The sequence below is a fragment of the Gammaproteobacteria bacterium genome (assembly GCA_033344735.1).
Classification (GTDB): Bacteria; Pseudomonadota; Gammaproteobacteria; order UBA4575; family UBA4575; genus UBA1858.
The window spans coordinates 1,554,509-1,576,598 of sequence record JAWPMW010000001.1 but is presented as its reverse complement, the minus strand read 5'-3'; the positions used below and the strand labels follow the sequence as shown (position 1 = coordinate 1,576,598).

Here is a 22,090-nt window from a genome sequence, read left to right as displayed (position 1 = left end):
TATTATGAATGAAGAGTTTAAAGTAATGATTCCAGGTGCGGTTGGTACTGGAGATAAAATCGAAGTCGTCGCACCATGGGACTTAACGCCTATCGCAGAAGTGCCTGTTGCATCTGCAGATGATGTTGATAAAGCATTAAGTACAGCTGATAAGATTTTTAGTGACCGAGACCGTTGGCTTCCGATCCCAAAAAGAATTGATGTTTTGGAGAAGGCTGCAGAACTCATGCAGCAGCAAGCTGAGTATTTAGCGCTTGAAGCTGCTAGAGAAGGTGGTAAGCCATTAATCGATTCACGTGTTGAAGTTGCACGCGCGATTGACGGTGTAAAAAATTGCATTGAAGTTTTACGCAATGAAAGCGGACGTGAAATTCCAATGGGGTTGAATCCATCATCGCAAAATCGTTTAGCGTTTACTCGTAAAGAACCAATCGGTGTCGTTGTTGCGGTGAGTGCTTTCAATCATCCACTTAATTTGATTGTGCACCAAGTCGGGCCAGCGATTGCTGCGGGTTGTCCTGTAATTGTAAAGCCCGCGGAAGATACACCTTTATCATGCTTTCGCTTCGTACAAATTTTACGAGATGCTGGATTGCCTGAAGAATATTGTCAAGCATGTGCTGTGAATGACCATACAGTTGCAGAAAAGCTCGTTACAGATGAGCGTGTAGGCTTTTTCTCATTCATCGGTAGTGGCAGAGTGGGTTGGATGTTGCGTTCTAAATTAGCTCCCGGAGCACGTTGTGCACTAGAGCACGGAGGTGTTGCTCCTGTGATTATTGATTCAACTGCAGATCTTGATGACACACTACCACTTATTGCTAAAGGTGGTTTTTATCATGCGGGACAGGTATGTGTATCTGTGCAAAGAGTGTTTGCTCCACATTCATTGGCAAATGAGGTATCTGAACGTTTAGCAAGCTTTGCAAATGAGATGAAGATTGGAGACCCTACATTGGAAACTACTGAGGTAGGTCCGTTAATTAGACCGCATGAAGTTGATCGTGTTAAGTCCTGGGTAGACACAGCAATAGAAGGTGGTGCAACCAAAGTGTGTGGTGGCAATACCTTGTCTACCACGAGTTATGAATGCACTGTATTGCTAGAACCGGAAGTTAACTCCCAGATAAGTACTCAAGAGATTTTTGGTCCAGCGGTATGCGTGTATGGATATGATGACGTTGAACAAGCAATTGCACAATCGAACAGTTTGCCTTATGCATTTCAAGCCTCTGTATTAACTAAAAACCTTGATTTTGCGCTTAACTGTAGCCGCCGGTTAGATGCAGCCACTGTAATGATAAATGACCATACTGCATTCCGTGTTGATTGGATGCCGTTTGCGGGTATTCGACAATCAGGATTAGGTGTAGGAGGAATACCCTACACCTTTGAAGATATGCAAATCGATAAACAGATTGTTATACGATCAAAAGAGTTATAATAATACCGCGAGTAATATTAATTACTACTCTGTGCGACTCCTTTGGTTGATATAGTCGTTGAATTCAAATGTAGTAATTGCTCCATCATCGTTTTTGTCATATTTCGCAAAAACTTTTTCATTGCCAAGATTGTGGATACTGCTTGCCTCTTTTATATCCAGGTATCCGCTACGATTTTTATCTCCGCTCCAAAATAACGCTTCCTTATAACTTAAGCCACCACCAAAAGAAAAAGCTTGTGTGGCAAAGACACTAGATAATCCGATTATTATTAATCCGATATTTTTCATTTTTATATCTCCTAACAGTTATTTTCTATTAGACCTAGCATTGTGATAAATTCTTACAAGGTAAAATAGCGAGTATAAAGATGCAGTGCAATCGCTATATAGATGTAACAGCTGTATTTTATATAAACATGAATATTAGTTCATTTATTAGATTTAATATAAACGCGTGAATTTCTTTGGTAATTATAAGTTTTCTGTTTGTTGATAGGCAGTTCTTGGGTAGTTGATTTACGATAACCATTTTCACGAAACCAATGTAATGCCTTGGTTGTTAATACAAAAACAGAATTCAGGTTTAACGACCATGCCTTTTGTTCTAGATGTTTTAGTATTCGATTTCCATGGCCTTCTTTTTGAAAATCAGGGTGAACAGCTATACAGGCAATTTCACCAATGTTTTTTTGCTTTAAAGGGTGAAGTGCACCACATGCAATAACAAATCCATCACGTTCAATTACATCATAATTATGAATTTCTAGCTCAATCTGCTCGCGTGTGCGGTGTACAAGAATTTGTTGTTCTTCTAATGGGTTGATTAAAGAAATAATACCACCAACATCTTCAATTGAAGCCTGTCGAATATCGTTGTAATGCTCAGCAGTTATTAATGTGCCTGCACCATCGTGACTATAAAGTTCTTGTAGTAAGGCTCCAGGCACATCGGTGCTGAGTAAATGAACTCGTTGTACTCGATTCAGGCATGCATTGATGGCAAGTTCAATATGCTGCCTCAGAGTTTTACTTAGCGTTTTACGACGTGCAAGTAAGTCCTGTGCTGAATTAAGTGTGAGGAATTTAATGCGTTGCTTGCGACTATTCTGTAGAGTTTTTTCATTTATTAAGAAAATAAGTTTTTCTGAAGGAATACTTGCGGCTACAGTTGTAGCGACATCATATTCATCTAAATAAAAACATTCACCACTAGGTGAGTATCCTAATGATGATAATAAGACAATATTGTTGTGCTCAAGCTGATGTTGAATAGCTTGGGTATCGATGCGGCGCACTTCTCCGTGAAATTGAAGATCAATGCCATTTACCACACCAGTAGGTTTGGCGTGGACGAAGTTACCTGACACGGTGGTTAGTTTCATACCTGCCATTGGAGTATTGATTAAACCAGTTGAGAATAATGACTCTATACGTGACTGTAGTTCACCAATTTTATGTTGAACCTTAAGTAATTTTTTAGTGTCTATTATTGGCTTTTTGGATCTATTTCTTGGTAATAGACCAGTGCCATAAACTAGGACTAGTTTTATTCCTAGTGTCTGCATTAATGCTAGATCTTGGATAAGGGCTGAAAACTGATCATTTTCAATCACGCTACTTGGGATAGTGATTACGAAGACGTTTCCCTGGTGTGCGTAAATATAAGGGGCGGCACTTCGAAATGTTTCTATGTCAAATGTTTCCATGGCTAAATTCTGAATAAAAAGCTGATAATTTGTCAGGAATTATACTGATTAATTGGTAAAAATGCGGCCTGTATTATTATGCTTTATTAGCTGTGGTAGTATGATCAACTACTAAATATATCAATAAAAGCTCAATTTTTGGGCGTGAAAATGGAAGACGAAATTTATGTTATCTAATCATAAACAGAGAATGGCTAATTACACTAAAAGTGGACTTATTTCGCCACTACTAATATTAGTGATTGTGGGAGTGTTTAGCGTAGCGGTCATGGCAGATGGTGGAATGCCTATACAAGATACTGTGGTATATAGTGTGCCAGACAATTTAGATAGCCTCTCGACAGAAGAGATAACAAGCATGCGTGCTGAACGTCAGCGCGACTTAGAAAAAACTGCCGCTAATGCTAATGAGGAACAAAAAGCCGAACAACTGTTATTTGAAAAATTGATGGCTCACGATTTAGTTCGTCTTTCAATTTCAGATGTTATCGATGAGATGATTGCGGACTATCAAATTGATGGCGAGTTTAAAGAAATATTATTGGGCTATCAGGAAACGTTCGCTGTCGATATGATGGAAAATCGTAAAGTTGTACATAATCTTCAAGACTATCCATCTTATGATTTCAGATTCGCTGCGGTCTATATGTCTATGCTTTACGCATTCCAGAAATATCCAGATTTCTATGAACGCCTAAAAGTGGATATGATTAATGAGGATACTCCAATCGGTAGTTACAAAAAGACACTTGACGATTCGTATGCTGGTGTTAAGCAGGCGCGTGCTGAGATGGACTTGGCGAAATCAGGTGCTGATATAAAGAAAGTAATTGCTGCGCTAGATAGTGAATTGGCGCGCCGTTCAAATTAATTATTCAAATGTAAGAATAAAACTCGAATAAAATTTATCCTTACATTTGGTTTTTATTGACTGCTTAGAAAGAAATCCCGACAGCCACAAAAGCGTTAATGCCTGGCCCAGGTAAACGTTCTCCCAGATCTACACCATTATTAGCCACACGATTAAAGCCATTTAAGTGGTCTGTGTATTCTTTGTCTAGGAGGTTTTCTACGCCTGCTTGAATAGACACATTAGACATACTGGTTGGTGTGTAATCTCCGTAAAGATTAATTAATCCGTAGCCTGGTGTTGAGTCATTGTTATTGTTTGAGTTTGCTGGATCATTTGTTAGCTCATCTGAAATTTTAGTTTGCCGTGCAACTAGCACCCCTTCAATAGTTGCTGACCCATTACCAAAACTGCGGGTCAGTGCTGCACTTGCACGTGGTGGCGCAATATGAAATAGATCGTCATTCACATCACGTCGTTTACCGCGTACGTAACTTGCTTGGCCAGATAAGGCCCATAATGGATTGATTTGATATCCCCAGTCTGTATCAAAGCCATAAATTTCAGCTTCTACATTAGCAAACTGTAATGGTGTTTGATCACCGTTAGCATTTCCGCTGACACCAATTATAGGCATATTAAAAGTATTTGATTCGACTGCAACCCCTTGGATGTAATTATTAATGCGTTGATAGTGAAGCCTTGGATTTATGTAAGCTCTATCATCATTCCAGTCCAAGCCGAGTTCAAATTGGTTTGCCCATTCAGAATTAAGGTCAACATTACCAATATAATTATTACCATCACCTAAACCTGCATTGACGTTCAATGGTATCCATTGGTAACGCTCGATATAACTAGGTGCACGTGATTTTCGTGCAAAGCCTGTAATTAGAGTGAGCTCATCATTCAAGGGGTAAGAAAGTTTGGCAACTAAATCTAAATTATGATCTGTTTTAGATCGGTCAGATGCATTGAAGCGATCTTGTAATGCTACTGCCGGCGGAAGTACTGCAGGCATAATACTAATTTCATCGGCATCATTCTTAACACGTTGGTAGCGAGCTCCTAACTCAATCTCAAATGAGCTAATGCTTCCTTCCCATTCGGTGAATATTCCTAGGTGATCAGCTTCAGCATTATTGAAATTAACAACTTCAAACATCGCAAAGTCTGGGTCAGTTATTACAGAATTATGGTCTGCATTGTGGCCATCAATACCGAAAGAGAGAGTGCCATTATTAATATCCTTGCTTAAGGTTAATGAGGCGCCGGTATCATCTGAGCCAACATCTACTTGTCTTCTGTCTGTGCCAGCAAAGGGCGGTAGTGCGATATTTGAAAAATCCGGTGCTGGACGTAAATCAAAATTTTTCATTTGATGTTCTATATCTGTATGAAATATATCGAATTCCACAACAAAATTATTAATTTCACCGATGTATCCAGCATTATAAATTTCAGTATGGAAGAAATTTGGATCTAATGGCAGAGAAGGGGTGCCAGTATCTTTAGAGCTTACATAGCGAGCATCGAATGAAAATTCATGTGCCCCCATTCTAAAGCCATAACCAGCGCCAATGCTATCGCGTTCATATTCAGTGCCATCAACTTCACCACCACCTGAGCGAAAATCATTTCCATCATCTCTACTACCCGTCACATGTAAACGATGTTGGCTGTTTGAGATTCCAATAATGCCGCCTGCGTTGTAGCCTGAATCTACAGTATGTCCTGATATTATAGCGTCACCATCAAGTGAGAATTTATCTGACTGAGTAAATTTGCTTGATTTTTGTTTGACTCTAACAGTTGTCCCAAGCGTTGAGCCATTGCTGACTGAGTCTATGCCGCGCTCAACTTCAAATGATTCAACTAGAGTGTTGGGTGCATAATGTAAAGGAGGATCCATCCAGTTAGGACCACCGCTCTCAATGCGGACATTATCAATTAGCACATTCATTCTAGGACCGAAAATGCCGCGATAATAAGTTTGCCCGCTAATGGCGCCATTGCTATGGATACCACCACCAGGTATTTCTTCCATTAAATTGGTTACATCAGTTTCAGATGATTTTGATTTATTAGAAGTTGGGCTTTGGATAGCAGTATCAGTAACAGAAATGGGCTGTAATTCTTCTGCATTAATAATTGAAGCTAATAATTGGCTAAGTATGACCAAAAACATAGGGAATGAGCGTTTGAAATGAGGCATGACATCCTTATTCTTATAGTAAAATTTAGTTGCTCGGCAGAGTAGCAAATTCACTGTCTCTACGGATGTGACAAAATGTCGCATATGTAATTGATAGGCAAGCAAAATAATGACTTAATATGGACTACAATCTAGCTCTAAAAAGAATAATTGCCTGGTAATTAACTTGTGTCGATAATGAAGATAACTTGGTGGGGAAAGGAAGATCCCAATACTCTCAGATTACTATTCTGGTTTCGTACTTTTTCAATACTGGGCCAAATAGCGACGTCATTGCTTGCTAAAATGGTATTTGCATTTCCTTTGAACGGATGGGGAATCGCCACGGTGATCTCAAGCCTGGTATTGGTTAATACGTATACCTGGATCCGGTCAATTAAAGTTTCTGAACCTGGTTATTTGGAAATATTTATTCAGCTACTAATTGATGTAATCGCATTAACATTTTTATTTTATTTTTCAGGTGGGGCAACTAACCCGTTCGTTTCGATGTATTTATTGCCGGTAGCGATTAGCGCTGTTTTATTGCCACAAATGTGGGTGTGGATATTGGCTGCGGTCAGCATGTCGGCGTATTCCTACCTAATGTGGCTGTATCCTAATCAACATGCACACCACAATGATCAATCATTTATGCTGCATGTGTTTGGTATGTGGGTAAGTTTTGTATTGAGCGCGTGCGTAATTGCATTTTTTGTTGTAAAAATGCGTGCTGCTTTGCAACAAAAAAACCAACTTTTAAGATTCGCTCGAGAACGCGCAATTAAAGATGAGAAGCTAGTTTCTTTGGGTGCGCTTGCTGCTAGTACTGCTCATGAAATGGGAACACCTTTAGGCACGATTCAAATAATTATCGCTGATCTAGAAGAGAATAATATTAGCCAGGAAGAAATAGATATCCTGCTGGAACAAGTAATTCGTTGTAAGCAAGCACTTGCAGAAATGTCGAAATCTGCAGGGGGGCTGAATATTGAAGAGCACAAGATTAGTGATTTTGAGGAATTTTTGATTAGCCTATTAGATGATTGGCATCAAACAAGACCTGCTGTGAAATTAAATACAAATATCACTTCCGGAGATAAGGCGGGAGTGATTGCGGGAAAGACATTATCAAAAGCATTAATTAATTTATTGGATAATGCCGCCGATGCATCACCAGAAGTAATCTATGTTGATGCTAAATGGCAGCATAATGAAGCGCGCCTGAAAATTATTGATCAAGGTGAGGGTATTGACCCAAAAGTATTAGCAGAGATAGGTACCAAACCTTATTCAACAAAACCAGATGGTATTGGTCTAGGTGCATTTCTTGCACATGAAATTATTCAAAGGCTGGGGGGTGCAATTAAGTTAACTAACAGGCCTTCTGGTGGAGTAGAAACAATCATTACATTACCAATACAGCCATTGAAATAAGCATGAATCCTAATGTAATTATAGTTGATGATGACATAGCTTTTTGCAACGCGCTTAGTCGTGCATTTACTAAACGTGAGTACACAATAATTTCAGCACATAGCGTGGAGGAACTGCAGAAGCTTGATAGCTTGGAGAGAATTGATTATGGCGTAGTTGATTTGAGAATAGGTGAGGATTCAGGGCTTAATGCAATTAAGTATTTGCTGGAGAAAAATCCTAATATAAAAATAGTCATGTTAACAGCCTATGCTAGTATTGCTACGACTGTCGAAGCTATGAAATTGGGCGCTATCAATTATTTAACCAAGCCTGCATCAGTGCAAGAGATTATAGATAAGCTCTTGCAGACGCCAAGTGAAGATAATACGACAATTGAGGAAACGACATTATCAGTAAGAAGGTTGGAGTGGGAGCATTTGCAAAAAGTATTATTAGAACATGATGGGAATATTTCTGCAGCGGCGAGGGCGTTGAATATGCATCGAAGAACTTTGCAGAGAAAATTACAGAAGCGCCCAGTAAAAAGATAAATCTGAAAGATAAATATTATTAGTTAATGCAAACTTTATTGATTATTTTTTTGTAAAGGTCGATTGCAGAATCTAGCTGCTCATTTTCAATGTACTCATTAGGTTGATGGGCAACATCAATGCTTCCAGGGCCAAGTATAATTGTTTCCATTCCCATTTGAGAAAAATATGGTCCTTCTGTAGCAAAAACTACAGAATTACTTTTTGTATTAGTGAGTTGCTCGGTAAGCTTAACTATACTGCTGGTTGCTGGTGTTGATAGTGCTGGGGTGCCTTCAAATAAACTGGTAAATTCACATTTAAGTCCGCGTCTTTGACTAATTTCTAATACCATATCGTGTAGATTATTGCGGATGTTATTTATTTCCATGTCTGGAAGGGTGCGTAGATCATAATGCAACTCACACTGTCCACAAATTCGATTAGGGTTATCTCCGCCATGGATATGGCCTAAGTTAAGTGTTGGTTGCGGTACTGCAAAATCCTGGTTAACAAACTGCTTACCTAGTGCATCTCTATAGCTGAGCATTGTCTGGATGATTTCATGCATACCTTCCAAGGCATTATTGCCAAGTCTAGGGTCACTTGAATGCCCTGAGCGGCCCAGTAAGCGTATGCTTTCCATGAAAATGCCTTTATGCTGATGCACTGGCTTTAGGGTGGTGGGTTCACCAATTATGCAGTATCTGCCTAATTTACCTTGGCCGCTGAGTAAAGCTTTAGCGCCTGCCATAGAACTTTCCTCATCTGCAGTGGCGAGAATAGTTATAGGTTTATTTAACTTGTTAAGGTTTATGTCTTTTAGCGCAGTTATTATCAGTGCGAAAAAACTTTTCATGTCACTTGTGCCTAATCCATAATAACGACTATCAACTTGGGTGACTTTAAATGGGTCAAAATCCCATAGATTCTCATCACATGGTACGGTGTCGGTGTGCCCCGACAATGCCAAGCCATCGTCACCATTTCCTAATCGTGCAATTAGGTTTGCTTTATTATTTTGCTCAGGAAGGGGTTGGATTTTGATATCAAAACCGAACTCATCTAGCCATTCTGCTAGTAAGTTAATAACAGGTAAATTGCTACTGTCTAAGTGAGGATGATTACTACTAATAGATGGACTGGAAATTAGATTATCCAGCATGTCATGAGTGGTGGGCGCTTTTGCCATTAAGATTTAGTAGTCATTAGAAAACAAACCTGTCTAAAGCGACTAGACTCCATACACAAATAATAAGCATATTACATAAGAATACGGCTGCAGAACCGGCATCTTTTGCTAAACCTGATAATTCATGATGTTCAAGTCCAACCCGATCGACGACATGTTCAATGCCAGTATTAAGTAACTCTACTATTAATACTAAAAATAAAGGGATAATTAAAAGTGCTGTTTGTGAGAGTGTTTCGCCTAGAAAAAATGCGCCTGGAAACATGATTATACCCAAGAGAATCTCTTCTCTAAAAGCGGCCTCACTTTTCCAAGTAGAAGCGATACCTTTGCAGGAGAAAATAACAGCATTGCAGATGCGTTTTAATCCAAAGGTAGATTGCATAACTATATGATTTATTTAGAGAAGTGATTCCGCAGTTTGATAAACTTCTTTAGCATCAAGAACCAAATCATTGCTCTCAAATAAGCGTGCGATACAAGCGCGATGCAATTGTAGTTTTAATGCGCCAACACCAATACCGCCAAAAATGCGTTTACCAAAACGCTCTTCGTTTTTATCCATCATATCGATGCCCTCTAACCCTAGTGGTGGAGCGGTGTTTACATCTGCAAGTACTTCTATGGTTGGATGATCTTGCCAGTGCTCTGCACACAGTAACTGAATACCTGTTTTACCTGCGCCAAATACGATATGCGCATTATTAAGTGCTGCGGTAATAGTATTATCGTCAGACGCCACCATTGGTTCTAGGTCCACATCAAATTGTTGTTTCATCAATTCACATGACTGCTGTGATCGATCAAGTTTACGTGAAGTGAGTCTTACGTTAGCACCTTTCATTGCCAGCATAGCAGCAGCACGTTGTCCGACAGGTCCTGTTCCTGCTAATACTACGGCAGTTTTGCCTTTAACGGCTGTTGAATTGGTGATAAGAGCAACGCCCGCAGCAGCAGTGGTATTGCAACCATTACTGTCTAGCATTATGGAAACACGAAATTTCTGAAAAAATATTTTTTGCACAGCAGCAAACAACTCTTGGCCTGCAGCTAGGTCGCTTCCACCAACAAATAGCGCTGTATTCTTTTTGTTTTTGGGTGCCCGCGTATAAATAGCACCTTCAACTAAAGAGTAACAATTTTCTGGGGTGATGCCAGCAAGTTGAGTGACATGATCTGCGCCGCCGTCATAAGCTACGACCGAGTCAAATACGCTAGGTATGACATCTGTATCAAAATGATAAAGTAACTTCTTCATTGTCTAACCAGTCCAACCCAGTCCTGCCGCTACACAGTTAATAGATAACAAAAGCGGTACCAAATTGTCTTGTGCTGTAACTTTCGTAGATTCAGGATCTCTAAACTGTTTTACTAGCTTAACCTGCTCTAAACCAATTTGTTTAATGCCATCTATACGTGCTGACATTGTGTCATGGAAGTTGGGGAAGCGTTTGCATAACTCAGTTTCTTGAGTGATTTTTAGAATCATCTGCTCAGCTAATTCACGCTCTTTTATTATTAACCCCATAATTTGATCACGGCTATCTATATCTTCTACCAGTGATGCGTATTCATTAGCAACGTCGAAGTCGGTAAGGAATAGCATCTTTTCTACATTGTCTGTGATTAATCTAAAGATCGGGCACTGATCAAACATCTCATGTAAGATTTCAAGACCTTGATCGCCATTATCATCTAGCAATTGTTGAACTGCGCTACCATAACCATACCAGCCGGTGACCATTAAGCGGTTCTGCGTCCATGCGAATACCCATGGTATTGCACGTAAATCATCTAAACTGCTGGCACCAAAACGACGCGCTGGACGGGAGCCAATTTTCATTAGAGTCAGCTCTTCTACTGGGCTTGCGTACTGATAAAAATCAACCAACCCCGGACACTCTACTAAGCCACGATAAGCAATTTGTGACGATGACGATAATGCTTCCATAATTTCGTCATATTCGGAACGCTTTTGTAAGTCATGGTCTTGTTCAGAAAATAGCGTATGAGATAGCACACTTGCTGCAAGTAATTCCATTTGCTGTTCAGCAACTTCACGATTAGCAAATTTGCTCGATACCACTTCGCCTTGTTCGGTAACTCGCATACGACCATTGATAGTACCTGCTGGCTGTGCAGCGATAGCTCGACCAGCTGGTGCGCCACCACGGGATACAGATCCTCCTCGACCATGAAAAAATGAGATATCAATGCCGTGTTTCTGGCCTGTTTGATAAATCATAGTTTGAGCTTTACTAACTTCCCAGGTCGAACACACACATCCACCATCTTTATTAGAGTCGGAATATCCCACCATAATTTCTTGATGACCACCGAACTCTTCGATGGTATTTCTTACGAAAGGAATATCTAATAGTTCCTCTAAGATAGCCGGGCCATTACGTAAATCATCAATCGTCTCTAATAATGGCACTATTAATATACGACATGATTTGACATGCTTTTTATCAGTGAATAAACCGGCATATTTAGCAAGTAGATAAACGCCAATAATATCTTCACTAGATTGCGTCATACTCAATATGAATACGCCGAAAGCATCACGATCAATTTTTTCTTGTAAGCTGTGTATTAAACGCATTAAATCTAAAGTGGCTTCGCTCATTTCCGAAAGAGAAGTGAATTGAGGAAGCCTATCTATTGGTTCTTGTATTTTCTCTAATAACCAATCACGCCATTCTTTTGCGTCTTTAGCGGGGGGTTCATTATCCAGACCATTCTGTACTTTCCAGATATCTTGTAAAGCTTGTGTAGTCACAGTGGAATTTTGGCGAAGGTCTAAGCTGGTGGTGTGGAATCCAAAGGCTTCAATGCCATGGCGGAATGGACGAATATAGTTCATGCAAAGTGATTCACACTTAGCAGCAATTAAGCCATCTTCTATAACGCGTAAGTCCGCAGAGATTTCGCTAGCTGAAGTATAAGCAATACTCTGCTTGCTGTCTGTTGAAAGCTGATAAAGATTAGCTGTTAGGCGTTTAACAATACAATAAATAATCTGTCTGAATACTTCGCCAGGATTTCGTGATTTTATACTTTCAGCTTCACCACTTTTTTCCAAAATTGAATTTAGCTGTTCATAAAAGGGTTCGGGTAATTCAACAGAATGATTAGCGATACTTAAATAAGACCCAAGGTTTTTTAATTGCGCAAGGTAATGTTGCAGCGTCGCTTTTGCAGAGTGTTTAACAGCATGTTCAGTGACCTCTGTAGTAACAAAAGGGTTGCCGTCACGGTCACCGCCAATCCATGAGCCAAACTGAAAAAATGCAGGGATATTGAATTGATGGTCTGGATAGTAGCTGCTTAATACGCGCTCTAGTTCTGAATATAACTCAGTGACTCCTTCGTATAGTGACTCCTTGAAAAAATGCATTCCCCATGAGACTTCTTGCTGAACAGATGGTTTTTCTAAGCGAATTTCACCAGTCAACCATAGTAAATCAATTTCATCACCAACTTTTTCTTTAAGCATTTCTCGTTCACGTGGAGTGCAACGGTCTTTCTCAAGCTGCTTGAGCAACATGTAGATTCGATGATGAATCTCTAATACTGTAACGCGTTTTGCTTCAGTAGGGTGAGCAGTAATTGTTGGGAATATAGATGAATGCTCAAAAACATTTTGAAGTTGATCGGCGCTAACGCCTTCACTTGCTGCTTGTGCAATAACTTGAGCAAATGTTCCCGGAACTTGATCGTGACCAATTTCTGTTTCAATTAAACGTAGACGCTTTTCGTTGACATGTTGATCTAAAATAGAGAGTAGCTGAAACCAAATGCCGTAAGCTTGAAGTGAATAGGTGAGTAATGTTTCGTTAGAGTGACGTAATTCTTGCTTACCAAGAATAATGTCTTCAATTTCAGGGCTACGTTTTCGAATGACGTTCAATAAGCTACTGAATAAAAGTTCCGATACCTCGTCTCCATACTTTGACACGCGTTCTGAGATCGAAGCGCTGCTGGAAACAGATACATACTGAGTCCAATTGGATAAAAATGATTTAATCGACATTGGTTTTTTTTTGGTAGACATAAAATGGTTTATCTCTCATACGTGCAAAAGGAGGCATGCAGCCTCCTTTTATATAAGTTATAAAACAATACCGCTTAACATAATGTGAAGCAATGTATGTTCATAACGGCTTTAAGTTGTGGTCTATACCAACTTGTCTCGTGGAGTTTCTCCAGCGAAGAATGCTTTTAAATTTTCTAAAACACGTTCGCCCATAGCGATTCTTGTTTCTACGGATGCACTACCAAGGTGCGGAAGCAAAACTGCGTTCTCACAATCTAAGAAACCAGGGTCTAATTCAGGCTCACCTTCAAATACATCAAGACCTGCGCCTGCTATAGTGCCATTTTTCAGTGCAGCTATCAGTGCTTGGTTGTCAATTACATCACCACGAGCTGAGTTCACTAGAACTGCATGTTTTTGCATCATTCCGATTCTTTCATCATTTAATAAGTGGTAAGTATCTTTGCCACCAGGACAATGGAGGGATACAAAGTCGGCTTGTTGTAGAACTTCTTCTACGCTCATTAGAGTGGCGCCGAATTTATCAATCACATCTTGTGGTGGTGGGTATGGGTCGCTAAAGATAATTTTCATATCAAAGCCAAAGTGCGCGCGCTGAGCCATTGCTTGTGCAATACGGCCAAAGCCAATACAGCCTAATGTTTTACCAGTTACTTTAGTTGCCATCATGTGGGTTGGGCGCCAGCCAGTCCACTCACCGGCACGTAAGTGACGCTCTCCTTCAGTGATTCTGCGTGCCGACGCAAGCAACAAGCCCATTGCAATATCAGCAGTACAATCAGTTAGAACTTCTGGTGTATTAGTGACGGTTAAGCCGCGTGCTTTTGCAGCATCTAAATCGATATGGTTAAAGCCAACACCATAACTACCGATTATTTTTGCAGAAATATCAGCGGTACCAAGTACATCTGCATTAATTGGATCAGTCACTGTTGGGCAGAATGCATCACAGTTATTTAATGCTGCTTTCAATTCATCAGGCGTCATAGCAACGTCGCTTTCATTAAGCTGAACGTCATATAACTCTTTTAACTTCGCCTCAACTGGCTCTGGCCACTTGCGGGTAACAATAACCTTAGGTTTGCTCATTAAGATTCTCCTTAAGACTCTTTTAGACTATAAATCTTTTAACACTTGTTCCATGGTGCTACCCAAATCCGAAGGTGTCGGTGCAACAACAACACCAGCTTCTTGTAGTAGAGCAACTTTCTCCGCGGCGCTTTCACCAACACCAGAAACAATTGCACCTGCGTGACCCATGCGGCGTCCTTTAGGAGCGGTTAGACCAGCAATGTAGGCAACCAATGGTTTTGTCATATGGTTCTTGAAATATTCTGCGGCTTCAGCTTCTTGAGGGCCACCAATTTCACCAATCATCATTACGGCTTTTGTATCTGGATCTTTTTCAAAGTGCTCTAGGATGTCGCGGTGAGAACTTCCGTTAATTGGATCGCCACCAATACCAACACTTGTAGTAATTCCGATACCGCGTTCTTTCATTTGAGACGCAGCTTCATAGCCTAATGTGCCAGATCTGCCAACAACACCAACGTTGCCTTGCATGTAAATATGATCAGGCATAATTCCTAGCATGGCTTTTCCTGGGCTGATAGTACCTGCGCAGTTTGGACCAGTAAGAACCATACGATCTTCTTTCTTATATCGATACATGTAACGTTTAACCATCATCATGTCTTGTGCGGGTATTCCATCTGAAATGGCTACACAGTATTTAATGCCTGCATCAGCTGCTTCCATAATTGAATCTGCTGCAAATGCGGCAGGAACGAAAATGATACTGGCTTGTGCACCCGCTTCTTTAACCGCTTCTTTTACAGTATTGAATACAGGTTTGCCTAAATGTTCCTGGCCACCTTTTCCTGGAGTTACACCACCGACGAGGTTAGTGCCATAGTTCATCATTTCTTCTGCGTGAAATGTACCAATTTTTCCAGTAAAACCCTGGACGATGACTTTGGTTTTTTCATCTAATAAAACAGTCATTTGTAATCTCCCTATGCGCCAACGGCTTTGTTACGAGCTTCTACTGCTTTTTCAGCTGCTTCAGCGAGTGTATGAGCAGAGATAATTGGTAAACCGCTTTCGTCAATTATTTTTTGTCCTTGCTCTACGTTAGTACCTGAAAGACGTACGACTAATGGAACTTTTACTTCAACCTGTTTAAATGCTTGAACAATTCCTTCTGCGATCCAATCGCAGCGGTTAATACCTGCGAAGATATTAACTAGGAATGCCTTAACGCCTTCGTCAGCAAGTACTAATTCAAAAGCTTTAGCAACACGTTCTGGGGAAGCGCCACCACCAATATCGAGGAAGTTAGCTGGATTACCACCTTTGTGTTTGATCATATCTAGAGATGCCATAGCAAGGCCTGCACCATTAATCATGCAACCGATGTCACCATCTAGGCCAACATAACTTAGGCCGTAATCTGATGCTGCTGTTTCACGCGGATCTTCTTGAGATTTGTCACGTAGCTCGGCTATTTGTGGACGACGAAATAATGCGTTGCTATCAAATCCCATTTTTGCGTCAAGTGCACGTATGTGGCCACCTTTGGTGACTACTAAAGGATTAATTTCTACCATAGTGGCGTCGAGTTCTGTGAAAGAACGGTAAGCCCCTTTAAATGTTTTTACTGCTTGAGTAACAAGTGCAGGAGGTAGATCTAGTTTGAAAGCTATTTCACGTGCTTGGAAATCAGTCAGACCTACTTGAGGTTCAATTTCAGTACGAATAATTGCTTCAGGATTGTTTGCTGCAACTTCCTCGATATCCATTCCTCCTTCAGAAGAAACAACCATAGCAACGCGTTGTTTAACGCGATCTAGTACTAACGCAACATAAATTTCACGTTCAATGTCAGCGCCTTCTTCAACATATAAGCGATAGACAACTTTTCCTTGTGGACCAGTCTGATGCGTTACTAGTGTCTTGCCTAGCATTTCTGTAGCAGCGGCTAATACTTCTTCTTCAGTAGTACAGACTTTAACGCCACCAGCTTTACCGCGTGCACCTGAATGAATCTGGGCTTTAACCACCCATTTATTTCCACCGATTTCTTTGGCACGATAAACTGCTTGTTCTGGACTATATGCTAAACCACCAGGAGCAATATTTACTCCGAACTTGGTTAATAGCTCTTTTGCTTGATACTCGTGGATATCCACAGCATCCTCCCTGTTTTAAATTAAAAAAAGAGTACGCGCGCAGTGTTAGAACTGCGTGCGAGTAATTAATTACTGCACCTGTGTTTTTTTAAGTACGTACGTTAGGAACGTAAAAAAGACGTAATAAAACTATGGTTATTATTTTTATATAGCCCTATTTTAGTGGTTCCTTATAGGATTGTGCAAGGTGCCTATAGAGATACAGCTAGAAGAAGCTTAAATAAGGCGAAATATTGGCTTTAAAAATCCATGCATTGAGAAGGAATGAAAAGAGATAATCCCAATGGTTGTATGTACAAATAACGATATTTGATCGTTATTTGTACTGACGCGTCCTAGCGCCACAACCAGGGAAAATTGTTAGAAGCTTATTGCTTAGCAGCGATAGCCTTAGCTGCATTAACTACATTTTCTGCCATCTTTGCTGATGCAGCATCGATCATCTTACCATCTAATGTTGCGGCACCTTGTCCAGCTTTAGCGGCTTTATCAAGTTCCTCGAGAATGCGATGTGCTCTATCAACTTCTTCAGCAGGTGGTGAAAATACTTCATTTGCCAATGGTATTTGTGATGGGTGGATTGCCCATTTGCCTTCAATGCCGAGAGCAGCTCCGCGACGACATGCTAGCGTGTATGCTTCAGGATCTTTGATATCGCCAAAAGGGCCGTCAATAGGACGTAAGCCATATGCGCGACAAGCTACTACCATGCGTGAAATTGCTGAATGCCATTGATCGCCAGGATAATCTGGGTTTAAGCCACCTATATTAACAGTACGTGCCCGGCAACTTGCTGAGTAGTCCGCAACACCAAAATGTAAGGCTTCTAAACGTGAGCTAGATTGTGCTATGGCTTCAACATTTGCCATTCCTAGCGTCGTTTCAATAATGGCTTCTATAGCTATTTTGTTTTTAAATCCTTTTGCTTCTTCAATTTGAGACAGTAGCGCATCTACCATATAAACATCAGATGGGACGCCTGCTTTAGGAATAAAAATAGTATCTAGTTTGCTACCCGCCTGTTCTACCAGATCAATCACGTCACGATACATATAATGTGTATCAAGACCATTAATACGGACGGCAATTGTTTTTCCTTTGCCAGCCCAGTCGAGGCCATTGACAGCTTCGATGGCATTTTTGCGTGCTTGTACTTTGTCACCAGGAGCAACGGCGTCCTCTAAATCTAAAAATACAAAGTCCGCATCACAGTCCACTGACTTTTCAATCATTTTAACGTTGGAAGCAGGGACCGCGAGTTCACATCGCTGTACTCTTTGTCTGGCGGGTGTAGGTTGTGTAAAACTCATATTTACTATCCTTTTGAATTATTTATTAGCTCAACGCTTAGCAGTTTTTCTTTTAGCTTTACGCTTAGCTTTAGTTTTTGGAGCAGTTGGTGCTTTGAATGCAGGAATAGCTATTGCTGTCTTGCGATAATATTCACAAGCTGCACCTGTACCACTTCCGGGTTTGATTCGAATACCTGCGTCACGCATAGCCATTTCAACGCCACCTAATGCTGCCATCATGCGGACATCGCTGTTGTCACCAAGGTGGCCGATGCGGAATACTTTACCCGCAACTTGAGTTAAGCCAGCACCTAATGAGATGTTATATCGATGGTATGCGATATGGATAACTTCTGCAGCGTTAACACTTGGAGGAGTCAAAATTGCGGTGACAGTATCAGAATTCAATTTAGGAGAAGCCGCACATGTTTGTAGACCCCATGCTTTAACTGCTTTACGAACACCTTCAGCTAATCGGAAGTGACGTGCATAGACATTGTCTAAGCCTTCGCCTAATAACAAATCAAGAGATGCGCGTAGTCCACGTAACATTGGTACTGAAGGTGTGTAAGGGAAATAGCCGTCTTTATTTGTTGCAAGATGATCCTTAATGTCTAAGAAGCACTTCGCGCACTTTGAAGATTTATGCTTCGTAAGTGCTTTAGGGCTGAATGCTAGTAGCGCCATGCCTGCAGGAAGCATGAAGCCTTTTTGAGAACCGCTGACTGCAACATCTACTCCCCACTCGTCCATGCGGAAATCAATACTTGCTACAGAACTTACACCATCAACCATTAATAGCGCTGGGTGCTTAAGGTCTTTTTTCATTGCTTTACCAAGTGCAGCAATATTACTAGTGACACCTGTCGCAGTTTCGTTGTGACATGCAACAACGGCTTTGATTTTGCGCTCTTTATCCGCTCTTAGACGCTTTTTGATTTCCATGACAGGAACGCCTTCACCCCAAGGAACATCAATTACCTCAACGTCAAGACCAATACGTGTTGCTAAGTCAAACCATAAGTGACTAAATTGACCGAATCGTGAAGTTAGAATTTTATCGCCTGGAGATAATGTATTTGTTAATGCGATTTCCCAACCGGCTGTTCCAGTAGCTGGGAAGATGAAACACTGGCCTTTTCTAGTTCTGAAGATTTTCTTTAGGTCTTCTAATAGAGGCTTAACTAATTGTGGAAAGTCTGGAGCACGATGGTCTTCTTGAGGAACCACCATTGCATTCATTACTTCATTAGGAATATGTGTTGGGCCAGGAGCAAATAAATAATTGCGCCCTGGGAAGCTAAGTTTTTGGCCAGGCATAGTGTTACCTTTAAATTGAGTTGATAAATCTAGTTTTTGAACACCCTTGATTTGCTATGTACATGTCTTGAGATAGCCTTTTAACTGCAAGGAGATTCTTAAAATTTGACAATGTGGGTGGTTTTTCAACAGATCCCGAAAAGTTCGCCATGATGCCACAAGCAGACACATGTCCTCAAGCGCAGTTTAGCTGGATATAGCGGTTATTTAGCGTTTAATGAGACCTAGGCAACACATCTTGAAGTGTTGCAGCAAGAATAGTGTTTTGTAATAAACAAGCAACTGTCATTGGGCCAGTGCCACCGGGCATAGGTGTTATGCCACCAGCTATTTTGCTAACTGCATCAAAATCTACATCACCTTGGATTCTGTCATCAACTCTAGAGACGCCAACATCAAACACCATTGCTCCGGGTTTGACGAATTCTGCTTTGATAATGGCCGGTACGCCAACCGCAGCAACTAAAATATCAGCCTTTTTGCATACCTCGGCGAGATCTTTTGTGCGTGAATGGGCGAGAGTTACTGTGGCGTCAGCACCTTTTTCGGATAACAACAACATTTGAGGCAAGCCGACTAGAGAAGAACGACCCACAACCACTGCATTACGACCGCTAGTCTCTATATTGTAAGCTTCGATTAATCGTATTACTCCTAAGGGTGTGCATGGAACTAATTGTTTGTGACCCTGTAGTAGTCGACCCATATTAATCTCAGTTAAACCATCAACATCTTTGTATGACGGGATTCTGCTGAGCATTCTCTCTTTATTTAAATGTTTCGGTAGTGGTAGCTGAACTAGAATCCCATGAACTTTATCATCGTCTGCAAGCAGAGAGATTTGGTGTTCTAAATCTTTTTGAGAAATATTTTCGTCAAGCTCTATACGCTTAGAATGAATACCTGCAGCGTTTGCTTCACGATGCTTCATGCCTACATATAGCTGGCTTGCAGGGTTACTCCCTACAATAACAGTAGCTAGAGTAATTTGAGTATCAGGAAAGTGTTCTAGTTGGGATTTAATTTTATTGCGTATTTCTACCGCAACTTTTTTGCCGTCGATGATCAATGGTTAAGTCTCAAGTGCCGAATTCAGATTATTGATTTAATAAAGACAGGCCCAATAAAAAAGGCCAGTTGAGTTTAACCCAACTGGCCTTGCATGCAACAAAAACTAAACGCTAGTCTTTAGGTTGTTTGCTAGGATCTAAATATATAAAGCTTTTGCCTAGTCGGCCATTGTAGTTGCCGGCTGAGATCATCATTAGACCATCAGTTTCTTTAGATGCATTGATCGCCGCTTGTGTTGCTTCGATAATGCAATCCATATCGCGTCCATTCATGATGATTTCCATCACGGAGTTAACACCTTCAGGTAAGCCAGCTTCAACATCAGGGTGATCTTGTAATAACGGGCAGAATTTCTCGTATGTACTAGCAATGGTGAAGTCATAATCACTACCTGCTTTAGATCCACTGCCTGCAATACCACCAGGGAAGGTTGTTATTACGCCGTCGACCGGAAGAATTGCTTCGCAACCTTTTTCGGCAGCTTCTAATGCCGAGTCAGTATCTTTACCAAAGAACCAAAGGTTGCCACCCATCAAGCCGTCAGCACGACCAAGTCGACGATCAAGTACAAACTCGCCACCTAAAATTGGGATCCACCACATTTTACGACCATAGCGCTCAATGCGTTTTTGATATCCATTACCAAAATAAGCTACTTTACGGCCCATGTGGTAATACTCTTCAGAATCAATCAAGTTAAAGCAAGAGGCTGTTGGACAAGTCATAACGTTTTGGCTGATGCGCACTAAGGCTGATTTACCCAAAGCTTCTACACGATCCTTGCGAAATCGAGGTACGTGTAACTGTACAATCGCGCCTGGCCGACCGTCAGGAGTGACGAAACTTTCGTCTCCGCCTGGCCCTACATAGCGATCCATGCCTGCCTCGCAATCACAAAGAATAGAACTTGAACCGTTTCCAGTTGCCGCGTTAACTGCGTGATCTACCCACTTGCGATCTTTTGCAGTGATTAAGAACTCTACGTATAAGCTTTTAAATGCTTCTGCGTAAGTATCATCGATAATGGCAGTCATTAGTCTCTTCCTTTGCCTTCGTATACAGCGTCTTCAGTAACAACTTTGTCCATATAAACATCGTGTGGTGCAACAAGCACATTATCAAATAGTTGTGACTCGTAACCTAGAGCAATTAGTGGAGACTCTGGACGTACTTTTTCTAAGAGTCGATCATAGTAACCTTGACCATTACCCATGCGGCCACCGTTGCGATCAAAACCAACGCCTGGAACCATGACTAGATCTAAATCTTCTGCCTGAACTTCTTTAGCAGGATTTCCCCACATTTCTTTTGGCGGCTCAAGGATGTCCCACTTACCAACAACCATTTCTTCTAAGCTTTCCATCCACCACAAGCCAAGTTTGTTGTCGCCATTTTCGTCTTCTGTGCAGTAAGGAACGATGATTTTCTTTTCGCCTTTAGCGACTTCAGCTAATAATTCTGGCTTAGTGCGGCACTCTGAACGGCAATCGATGTACCACATAATAGTGTGTGCTTTTTGGTACTCAGGAAGAGCCATAAAATTCGCGACAGCTTTAGCGCTGACTTCATCTTTGTTCTCTTGCGCATTACGACGGTCATAAGCTTCACGACGCATCTTATTTTTGCGTTCCATGATTGCTTCTAATTCTTCTGGTGTCAGTGCCATTCAACTGCTCCTTATAAAATGTGAATAACTGGGCGATAAAAAGGGGCTAAATCCTAAACTATTCCGTGCATAGTTCCAACGAATATTATCTGCAAATAGTGAGATCTATGCCTAAGTATTACTTATAGGAGGTATGATAATAATTATGGGAA

At 40.9% G+C, this 22,090-nt stretch carries 19 protein-coding genes; 4 read left to right on the top strand and 15 right to left on the bottom strand.

Going from position 1 to position 22,090, the window contains the following annotated elements; all coding sequences use genetic code 11:
• Nucleotides 1-4 precede the first annotated feature (4 nt).
• Nucleotides 5-1,444, top strand: coding sequence for an aldehyde dehydrogenase family protein (locus R8G33_08050; protein ID MDW3095609.1), 1,440 nt, complete (start codon nucleotides 5-7; stop codon nucleotides 1,442-1,444).
• Between the two features lie 24 nt (nucleotides 1,445-1,468).
• Here the strand turns inward: R8G33_08050 and R8G33_08045 are convergent, their stop codons facing one another.
• Both R8G33_08045 and argA read right to left on the bottom strand, forming a co-directional pair.
• On the bottom strand, nucleotides 1,469-1,735 hold the full coding sequence (locus R8G33_08045; GenBank protein MDW3095608.1) for an EF-hand domain-containing protein: 267 nt from the start codon (nucleotides 1,733-1,735) through the stop codon (nucleotides 1,469-1,471).
• Between the two features lie 140 nt (nucleotides 1,736-1,875).
• Entirely contained in the window at nucleotides 1,876-3,153 is a 1,278-nt protein-coding gene (argA, locus tag R8G33_08040) for an amino-acid N-acetyltransferase (GenBank protein ID MDW3095607.1), read from the bottom strand.
• Nucleotides 3,154-3,343: 190 nt separating this feature from the next.
• Between argA and R8G33_08035 the strand changes: the two genes are divergently transcribed.
• Nucleotides 3,344-4,024: a hypothetical protein gene (locus R8G33_08035; protein ID MDW3095606.1), complete on the top strand. Its 681-nt coding sequence runs from the start codon at nucleotides 3,344-3,346 to the stop codon at nucleotides 4,022-4,024.
• 64 nt (nucleotides 4,025-4,088) lie between these two features.
• Here the strand turns inward: R8G33_08035 and R8G33_08030 are convergent, their stop codons facing one another.
• A complete protein-coding gene (locus tag R8G33_08030) occupies nucleotides 4,089-6,218 on the bottom strand; it encodes a TonB-dependent receptor (GenBank protein ID MDW3095605.1) in 2,130 nt (709 codons plus the stop codon).
• Between the two features lie 177 nt (nucleotides 6,219-6,395).
• Here R8G33_08030 and R8G33_08025 point away from each other — a divergent pair, with 177 nt between their 5' ends.
• Entirely contained in the window at nucleotides 6,396-7,634 is a 1,239-nt protein-coding gene (locus R8G33_08025) for an ATP-binding protein (protein ID MDW3095604.1), read from the top strand.
• Between the two features lie 2 nt (nucleotides 7,635-7,636).
• Entirely contained in the window at nucleotides 7,637-8,167 is a 531-nt protein-coding gene (locus tag R8G33_08020; GenBank protein ID MDW3095603.1) for a response regulator, read from the top strand.
• 19 nt (nucleotides 8,168-8,186) lie between these two features.
• Here the strand turns inward: R8G33_08020 and argE are convergent, their stop codons facing one another.
• From argE to R8G33_07960, 12 genes are all read right to left on the bottom strand, one after another.
• Nucleotides 8,187-9,338, bottom strand: coding sequence for an acetylornithine deacetylase (gene argE / locus R8G33_08015; GenBank protein ID MDW3095602.1), 1,152 nt, complete (start codon nucleotides 9,336-9,338; stop codon nucleotides 8,187-8,189).
• A gap of 16 nt (nucleotides 9,339-9,354) precedes the next feature.
• Nucleotides 9,355-9,723, bottom strand: a complete 369-nt coding sequence (locus tag R8G33_08010; GenBank protein MDW3095601.1) for a diacylglycerol kinase — start codon at nucleotides 9,721-9,723, stop codon at nucleotides 9,355-9,357.
• A gap of 15 nt (nucleotides 9,724-9,738) precedes the next feature.
• Nucleotides 9,739-10,596, bottom strand: coding sequence for an NADP-dependent methylenetetrahydromethanopterin/methylenetetrahydrofolate dehydrogenase (locus R8G33_08005; protein ID MDW3095600.1), 858 nt, complete (start codon nucleotides 10,594-10,596; stop codon nucleotides 9,739-9,741).
• Between the two features lie 3 nt (nucleotides 10,597-10,599).
• Entirely contained in the window at nucleotides 10,600-13,395 is a 2,796-nt protein-coding gene (locus tag R8G33_08000) for a phosphoenolpyruvate carboxylase (GenBank protein ID MDW3095599.1), read from the bottom strand.
• A 123-nt stretch (nucleotides 13,396-13,518) separates the two neighbouring features.
• Complete coding sequence (locus R8G33_07995) at nucleotides 13,519-14,487, bottom strand: D-glycerate dehydrogenase (protein ID MDW3095598.1); 969 nt, start codon at nucleotides 14,485-14,487, stop codon at nucleotides 13,519-13,521.
• A 27-nt stretch (nucleotides 14,488-14,514) separates the two neighbouring features.
• A complete protein-coding gene (gene sucD / locus R8G33_07990; GenBank protein MDW3095597.1) occupies nucleotides 14,515-15,402 on the bottom strand; it encodes a succinate--CoA ligase subunit alpha in 888 nt (295 codons plus the stop codon).
• 11 nt (nucleotides 15,403-15,413) lie between these two features.
• The gene (locus R8G33_07985; GenBank protein MDW3095596.1) at nucleotides 15,414-16,589 is read right to left on the bottom strand and encodes a malate--CoA ligase subunit beta; all 1,176 of its coding nucleotides are present in this window, start codon (nucleotides 16,587-16,589) and stop codon (nucleotides 15,414-15,416) included.
• A 368-nt stretch (nucleotides 16,590-16,957) separates the two neighbouring features.
• Nucleotides 16,958-17,899, bottom strand: coding sequence for a CoA ester lyase (locus R8G33_07980; protein ID MDW3095595.1), 942 nt, complete (start codon nucleotides 17,897-17,899; stop codon nucleotides 16,958-16,960).
• Nucleotides 17,900-17,929: 30 nt separating this feature from the next.
• Nucleotides 17,930-19,201, bottom strand: a complete 1,272-nt coding sequence (locus R8G33_07975) for an aminotransferase class V-fold PLP-dependent enzyme (GenBank protein MDW3095594.1) — start codon at nucleotides 19,199-19,201, stop codon at nucleotides 17,930-17,932.
• 214 nt (nucleotides 19,202-19,415) lie between these two features.
• Nucleotides 19,416-20,270 (bottom strand): bifunctional 5,10-methylenetetrahydrofolate dehydrogenase/5,10-methenyltetrahydrofolate cyclohydrolase, encoded by an 855-nt coding sequence (locus R8G33_07970; GenBank protein MDW3095593.1) that lies wholly within the window; start codon nucleotides 20,268-20,270, stop codon nucleotides 19,416-19,418.
• A gap of 112 nt (nucleotides 20,271-20,382) precedes the next feature.
• The gene (locus tag R8G33_07965; protein ID MDW3095592.1) at nucleotides 20,383-21,306 is read right to left on the bottom strand and encodes a formylmethanofuran--tetrahydromethanopterin N-formyltransferase; all 924 of its coding nucleotides are present in this window, start codon (nucleotides 21,304-21,306) and stop codon (nucleotides 20,383-20,385) included.
• On the bottom strand, nucleotides 21,306-21,938 hold the full coding sequence (locus R8G33_07960) for a 5-formyltetrahydrofolate cyclo-ligase (GenBank protein ID MDW3095591.1): 633 nt from the start codon (nucleotides 21,936-21,938) through the stop codon (nucleotides 21,306-21,308). Before R8G33_07960 ends, R8G33_07965 begins: the two co-directional genes overlap by 1 nt.
• Nucleotides 21,939-22,090: the final 152 nt, after the last annotated feature.